This window comes from Magnetospirillum sp. WYHS-4, assembly GCA_039908345.1.
Lineage (GTDB): Bacteria > Pseudomonadota > Alphaproteobacteria > Rhodospirillales > GLO-3 > JAMOBD01.
The window spans coordinates 1-5,769 of record JAMOBD010000103.1; the positions used below are offsets into that span (position 1 = coordinate 1).

9 protein-coding genes and 1 pseudogene are annotated in these 5,769 nt (G+C 68.5%); 4 read left to right on the plus strand and 6 right to left on the minus strand.

All coding sequences use genetic code 11. From position 1 onward, the window contains the following. Positions 1–115 precede the first annotated feature (115 nt). Positions 116–1,528 (plus strand): HlyD family type I secretion periplasmic adaptor subunit, encoded by a 1,413-nt coding sequence (locus tag H7841_17575; GenBank protein ID MEO5338672.1) that lies wholly within the window; start codon positions 116–118, stop codon positions 1,526–1,528. On the opposite strand, the gene H7841_17580 is transcribed toward H7841_17575, so the two are convergent. Continuing rightward, complete coding sequence (locus H7841_17580) at positions 1,498–1,665, minus strand: hypothetical protein (GenBank protein MEO5338673.1); 168 nt, start codon at positions 1,663–1,665, stop codon at positions 1,498–1,500. The two genes, H7841_17575 and H7841_17580, sit on opposite strands and share 31 nt — an antisense overlap. Positions 1,666–1,734: 69 nt before the next feature. On the opposite strand from H7841_17580, the gene H7841_17585 reads away from it, so the two are divergent. Together H7841_17585 and H7841_17590 are read left to right on the plus strand one after the other, a co-directional pair. Next, positions 1,735–1,878, plus strand: coding sequence for a hypothetical protein (locus H7841_17585; protein MEO5338674.1), 144 nt, complete (start codon positions 1,735–1,737; stop codon positions 1,876–1,878). Positions 1,879–2,211: 333 nt separating this feature from the next. Continuing rightward, positions 2,212–2,379, plus strand: a complete 168-nt coding sequence (locus H7841_17590; GenBank protein ID MEO5338675.1) for a hypothetical protein — start codon at positions 2,212–2,214, stop codon at positions 2,377–2,379. A gap of 27 nt (positions 2,380–2,406) precedes the next feature. On the opposite strand, the gene H7841_17595 is transcribed toward H7841_17590, so the two are convergent. From H7841_17595 to H7841_17615, 5 genes and pseudogenes are all read right to left on the minus strand, one after another. Next, positions 2,407–2,805, minus strand: coding sequence for a cupin domain-containing protein (locus H7841_17595; protein MEO5338676.1), 399 nt, complete (start codon positions 2,803–2,805; stop codon positions 2,407–2,409). A 74-nt stretch (positions 2,806–2,879) separates the two neighbouring features. Next, on the minus strand, positions 2,880–3,482 hold the full coding sequence (locus H7841_17600; GenBank protein ID MEO5338677.1) for a glutathione S-transferase N-terminal domain-containing protein: 603 nt from the start codon (positions 3,480–3,482) through the stop codon (positions 2,880–2,882). Between the two features lie 10 nt (positions 3,483–3,492). Beyond that, positions 3,493–4,212 (minus strand): hydroxyacylglutathione hydrolase, encoded by a 720-nt coding sequence (gene gloB / locus H7841_17605; GenBank protein MEO5338678.1) that lies wholly within the window; start codon positions 4,210–4,212, stop codon positions 3,493–3,495. Next, positions 4,209–4,784 carry a VOC family protein gene (locus tag H7841_17610; GenBank protein ID MEO5338679.1) on the minus strand — a complete coding sequence of 192 codons (576 nt, stop codon included), beginning with the start codon at positions 4,782–4,784 and terminating at the stop codon, positions 4,209–4,211. Before H7841_17610 ends, gloB begins: the two co-directional genes overlap by 4 nt. Before the next feature lie 7 nt (positions 4,785–4,791). Continuing rightward, a pseudogene (locus H7841_17615) lies at positions 4,792–5,274 on the minus strand (7-cyano-7-deazaguanine synthase). Positions 5,275–5,301: 27 nt separating this feature from the next. Between H7841_17615 and H7841_17620 the strand changes: the two are divergent. Next, positions 5,302–5,769: hypothetical protein (locus tag H7841_17620; protein ID MEO5338680.1), on the plus strand; the 468-nt coding region annotated here is incomplete at its 3' end.

The window sequence follows — 5,769 nt, forward strand, 5'->3', positions numbered from 1 at the left end:
CACGAAACCCCCACCTGAAACCCCGCCACCCCGGAATGTAGTGCTAACAAACCCGTGCCACTCCGTAACAGTCTGTTACAGAACAGCTTTTTCTCGGGCACTGTTCAAGTTGGGCATGACCGCCCTGGCCACCCTCGCCCATCACTGGGACGTGGTCCGCGCCTCCTGGAGTGCCGAGCGGGAGCAGGAGGCTGCCGCCAAGGCCGGGGTCAAGGCCAAGGGCCACGAGCTGGAATTCCTGCCCGCCGTGCTGGAGGTGACCGAGACCCCGGCCTCGCCGGCCGGCCGCGCCGTGGCGCTGGCGGTGATTGTCTTCTTCAACATCGCGGCCACCTGGGCGCTCTTGGGCAAGATCGACATCATCGCCATCGCCGAGGGCAAGGTCATCCCGACGGTCCAGGTGCAGATGGTGCAGCCTCTGGAAACCGGGGTCGTGCGCCGCATCCGCGTCAGGGAAGGCGAGAAGGTGGCGCGCGGCCAGGTGCTGGTGGAACTGGACCCCACCGGCTCGGAAGCCGACGCGCTGCGCCTGGCCCGCGAGCACGCCGGCCAAGCCATGGAGGTCGCCCGCCTGGAAGCCCTGCTGGCCGACGATCCGGCGGAGGCCTTCGTGGCGCCCGAGGGCTTGGCGGGCAAGGCGGCCGACGAGATGCGCCGGCTGGTCGCCAGCCAGTGGAAGGAACACCGGGCCCGGCTGGCCGGGCTGGGCGGCGAGCAGGCGCGCATCGAGGCGGAGGCGGCCACCATCGAGGCCGAGATCGGCCGCCTTTCCCGCCTGCTGCCCAAGGTGCGCGAGCGCGTCGAAGGCAAGCGCGGCCTGGCCGACACCCAGGTGATCGCCCGGCTCAGCTTCACCGAACTGGAAGAACAGCTGATCGAACGCGAGGGCCAATTGGAGGTGCAGAAGCGGAAACTGGCCGAATCCCGGGCCAACGCCGCCGCAGCCCGCGCCCGGCGCGCCCAATCGGAAGCCGAATTCCAGCGCGACGCGCTCTCCCGCCTCGCCGAGGCGCGCACCAAGACCGCCAGCCTGGAGCAGGAACTCAAGAAGGCGCGCGAACGCAACCGCCAACAGACCCTCGTCGCGCCCGTCGACGGCACGGTGCTGAAGCTGGTGGTGCATACGGAAGGCGGCGTCGTCACCCCGGCCCAGGAACTGATGAAGATCGTCCCCGCCGACGCCCAACTGGAGGCCGAGGTCCAGGTGCTGAACAAGGACATCGGCTTCGTGCGTGACGGCCAGGCGGCGGAAATCAAGCTCGACAGCTACCCCTTCACCCGCTACGGCACCATCGCGGGCGCCCTCCGCCACGTCTCGCCGGACTCGGTGCAGGACGAAAAGCTGGGCCTGGTCTATCCCACCCGGGTGACGCTCGCCCGCGCCACCATGACCGTGGACGGCAAGGAGGTCGCCCTCCAGCCCGGCATGGGGCTCAGCGCCGAAGTCAAGACCGGCCAGCGCCGCATCATCGAATACCTGCTGTCCCCCATCAAACGCTACCGGCACGACAGCATGCGCGAAAGGTGAGGGAAGTTCGCCGCCGGCCTGCTGCGGCCAACCACTGTCCGGAAATAGGTTGCGGCCTTGCCGTCGCCGGGCGGCAGCAGGGACGCCAGCATCTGGAGGTAAAGGTCGGCCAGGGCGCGCTGGACGGGGACGGTCATTGTGTCCCCCCCCTCACCCGGCCGCTTCGCGGCCACCCTCTCCCGCAAGGGGCGAGGGTGCAAGGAACGGTGCGGGCGCCAGCCACCGGCGACGACTTCACCTTGGTGATGCCCTCGATATCCACCGAGGCCATGTCGATCTTCCTGGAGGGGTTCAGCGCCAGTCTGGCGCCGGACGCCCATGCCGTGCTCGTTCTCGACCAGGCCGGGTGACATGGAGCCAACGCCCTGCGCATCCCCGACAGCATTACCCTGGTGCCGCTGCCGCCCTATTCTCCAGAGTTGAACCCGGTCGAACGAGTCTGGTTGCACCTGCCCGACCGCTTCCTGTCCCACCGCCTCCTCGACGACTACGACGCCATCGTCGATGCATGCTGTACTGCATGGAATGACCTCACCGCAGATTCCGGCAGGCTCCAATCACTTACCAGCTACCCATGGATAGAGAAAGTCAGTTTATAGGCGAAACGGTATGACCTGGGCCGGGCGGAGGAGTTCCACCGCAAGTCCCTGGCTCTGAACGAGGAATTGGGCCGCAAGGAAGGCATGGCGAAACAGTACGGCAACCTGGGCCTGATCCACCAAACGCGCGGCGACCTGGGCCAGGCTTGCGGCCTGTGGCGGAAGGCCGTGGCGCTGTTCGCCGAGATGGGCGCCAAGCCGACGGAAACCCAGGTTCGCGGCTGGATGAAAGAGGCCGGCTGCGGCGCCTAGGGCCGATCCTTCGGCTCGCGTCGTTGCCTAGCGGGGTTCCCATCCCGGCGGGGCCAGTTCGAAGCCGGCGAAGCGGAAGGGCGGGGCGACGGTGCAGCCGACCAGGGTCCAGCCGCCCAGGGGCCGCGCCGCCTGCCAGGCCAGGGGCGGCACCAGGGCGAAGGGGCGTTCGCCGGCCATCAGGTCCTGGCCCAGCACCTGGCGGATCGCCGTCCGGCCGTCGGGCGACACCATGAGTTCCAGCGGCCCGCCCGCGTAGTGGTGCCAGGCTTCGGCGGCGTCCACCCGGTGCCAATGGGACCGTTCCCCCGCCTTCAGCAGGAAATAGATGGCCGTCGAGGCGGCGTCGCGGAACACCTCGCGGAAATGCCCGCCCTCGGGGTGGGGCTGCAGCCCCAGCAGGGCGACGACGGCTTCGGGCGTCATACACCTGTCGGTGTCTTCATCTTGGCCCTCGCCGGGCGCGCGCATCCGCGCGCTTGGCCACGGCCTGTCCGGTATCATTCCTGGTGCACCGTCGCCGTCATGGACCGGCGCTGGGAAAAGACGTCGTACCAGTCGGCCAGCGCCGGCCGCGTCCGCCGCCAGCCGTCGGCGTCGAAGCGCAGGTCCAGGTAGCCCAGCGCGCAGGCGATGGCCACATGGCCGATGGTCGGCCCCTGGCCCAGCCGGTCGGCTTCGTCGTCCAACGCGTCCAGGGCCCGGCCCATGGCCGCCGCCTGCCGGTCGATCCAGGCCGCCGACCGGAGTTCCGGCGGGCGCTTGATCTCCAGCCGCCGCAGCACCGCGGCATCGGTCAATCCGTCGGCCAGGGCCTGGCGGCGCAAGGCCGTCCAGCGCGCCCCGCCGGCGGGCGGGAACAGCTTCGCCCCGTCGTGCAGGCTGTCCAGGTATTCGCAGATCACCGGCGAATCGTAGAGCGTCTCGCCGCCGTCCAGCACCAGGGCCGGCACCTTGCCCAAGGGGTTGTCCTCGACGATGTCGGTCCCCGCCGACCAGACGTCGGCCGGCACGATCTCGATGCGCCCCCGCAGGCCGGTCTCGATGGCGGTGACCAGGACCTTGCGGACGAAGGGCGAGGTGGGGGAATGGCGGAGCTTCATGGGGTTCTCCTCAAAAGACGTCCTTCTGGCGGCGCAGGTCGGCGAAGGCCGCCGCGTCGGCCGCCCGCAGGAAGGGATTGCAGGCCTTTTCCGCGGCAAGGGTGGAAGGCAGGCTGGACCGCCCCGCTTCCCGGAGCGCCAGCACCTCGCCGGCCCGCCGGATCAGGTCCGGATTGCCGGGATCGACGGTCAGGGCGAAATCGGCGTTGGCGTTTGTGTATTCGTGGGCGGGGTAGATCAGCGTGGCGTCGGGCAGGGCGCGCAGCCGGCACAGGGAATCCCACATTTCTTCCGCCGTGCCCTCGAACAGCCGGCCGCAGCCGAGCGAGAACAGCGTATCGCCGGGAAACAGCAGGCCCGCTCCCTCGAACCAGTAGGCGACGTGGCCACGGGTATGGCCCGGCACCTCAAGGACCAGGGCTTCCCGGTCGCCGATGCGAAAGCGGTCGCCTTCCCCCACCGCCTCGTCCAGGGGCGGCAGGCGATGGGCGTCCTTGCGGGCTCCCACCGTCCGCGCCCCGGTCGCCGCCTTCAGGTCCGCCACCCCGCCCACGTGGTCGCCGTGGTGATGGGTGCAAAGAATATGGGTCAGCCGCCAGCCCAGGCGCTTCAGGGCCGCCAGCACCGGCCCGGCCACCGCCGGATCGACCGCCGCCGTGGCCCCCGTCGCCGGATCGTGCACCAGATGGACGTAGTTGTCGGCCAGCACCGGCACCTGTTCGACGATCATCGCGGGAAGTCCTCGTGCCCGGCGCCGGGAAAGACGACGCGGTCTTCTTCGGGAATCTGTTCCGGTTCCGGCCAGAAGCCCGGCCGGGGATGGGGGCCTTCGGCGGCGGCCGGCAAAGGGTCGCGGTCGGCGAAGACCGGACGCGCCGCCAGGTCCACCGCCGGATCGGGCCACAGGAACTCGATGGGCAGGCCGTTGGGGTCGTAGCTGTAGAGCGAACGGCAGAACCCGTGGTCGATGACGTCGGAAACCGGCATGCGGGCGATTTCCAGCCGCGCCATCAGTTCCCACAGGTCGGCTTCCGATCGGACGGCGATGGCCAGGTGGTCGAAGACGTGGGGGCCCTGGCGCGGCTCGCCGTGGCGGCGATAGGGGATGCGTTCCACCTGGGGCCATTCGAAGAAGACGATGAAGGTGTCGCGGCCGTCCAGGGAAAAGAAGGCCTGCCGGTCGCCCTGGCGGCCCGAGGTATAGACCAGCTTCAGCCCCAGCAGGTCGCGCCAGAAGCGGACGGTCCTTTCCAGGTCGCCGGTGACGAAGGCCGGATGGTGGAGCCCGGTGTAGCGGATCATGCGGGACTCATCGATAACGAACGGGATCGGGCAAACCGGCCTCGCGGAATCCCTTGAGCCGCAGCAGGCAGGCGTCGCAGTGGCCGCAGGCGGCGCCGTCCGGCGCCGGATCGTAGCAGGTGGAGGTGAGTCCATAGTCCACTCCCAAGGCCAGGCCCCGGCGGATGATCTCCGCCTTGGTCGACTGGATAAGTGGGGTGTGGACGCGGAAATTTCCCCTGCCCTCGACGCCCGCCCTGGTGGCCAGGTCGGCCAAGCGCTCGAAGGCGGCGACGAATTCCGGCCGGCAGTCGGGATAGCCCGAATAGTCCACCGCGTTGACACCGATGAAGATGTCGAAGCAGCCCAGCACCTCGGCCCAGGCCAGCGCGAAGGACAAAAAGACCGTGTTGCGGGCCGGCACGTAGGTGACGGGAATGCCGCCGGCCATTTCGGCTTCGGCGCGGTCCTTGGGGACCGCGATGTCGGCGGTCAGGGCCGAGCCGCCGAAGCCGCCCAGGCCGATGTCGACGACCGCGTGGCGCACACGCGTTTCGAGACCGAGCGCCGCGAAGAGATTCGGCGTCGTGTTCGGCTCGAGCGCGAGGCCGTGAACCTCCGCGCCCATTTCGTTCAGCCAGAAAGCCAGCCAGCCACCTTTAAAGCCCGTGTGACCGGTCACGAGCACGCGTTTACCGCGCCAAAATTCTGCTTTAACCATGCCGTATCGATGACATGGTTGTCCGGTGGTGTCAAAGGGGCCCCGTTTCCAGAAAGCGGTTGCATGGTGCAGCCGATGATGTATTTCATTCCCCTCATGAACAAAGAAATCCTGGGCGACCTTCGGGGGCAAATTCTCGGCCTCTGTCGCGAATACTTTGCCAACACTCCGCATGCGAATCCGACCTTTACCGCTGGTGAAACCTACATCCCCGTAACGGGCAAGACCCTCGACGAACGCGATCTCGAATTGCTCGTCGAATCGTCGCTCGACCTCTGGTTGACG

Bases quoted from the DNA above. Each gene is read 5' to 3' on its own strand.
- H7841_17575 (MEO5338672.1), top strand. From the start codon at position 116: ATGACCGCCCTGGCCACCCTCGCCCATCACTGGGACGTGGTCCGCGCC.
- H7841_17580 (MEO5338673.1), bottom strand. From the start codon at position 1,665: ATGACCGTCCCCGTCCAGCGCGCCCTGGCCGACCTTTACCTCCAGATG.
- H7841_17590 (MEO5338675.1), top strand. From the start codon at position 2,212: ATGGCGAAACAGTACGGCAACCTGGGCCTGATCCACCAAACGCGCGGC.
- H7841_17595 (MEO5338676.1), bottom strand. From the start codon at position 2,805: ATGACGCCCGAAGCCGTCGTCGCCCTGCTGGGGCTGCAGCCCCACCCC.
- H7841_17600 (MEO5338677.1), bottom strand. From the start codon at position 3,482: ATGAAGCTCCGCCATTCCCCCACCTCGCCCTTCGTCCGCAAGGTCCTG.
- gloB (MEO5338678.1), bottom strand. From the start codon at position 4,212: ATGATCGTCGAACAGGTGCCGGTGCTGGCCGACAACTACGTCCATCTG.
- H7841_17610 (MEO5338679.1), bottom strand. From the start codon at position 4,784: ATGATCCGCTACACCGGGCTCCACCATCCGGCCTTCGTCACCGGCGAC.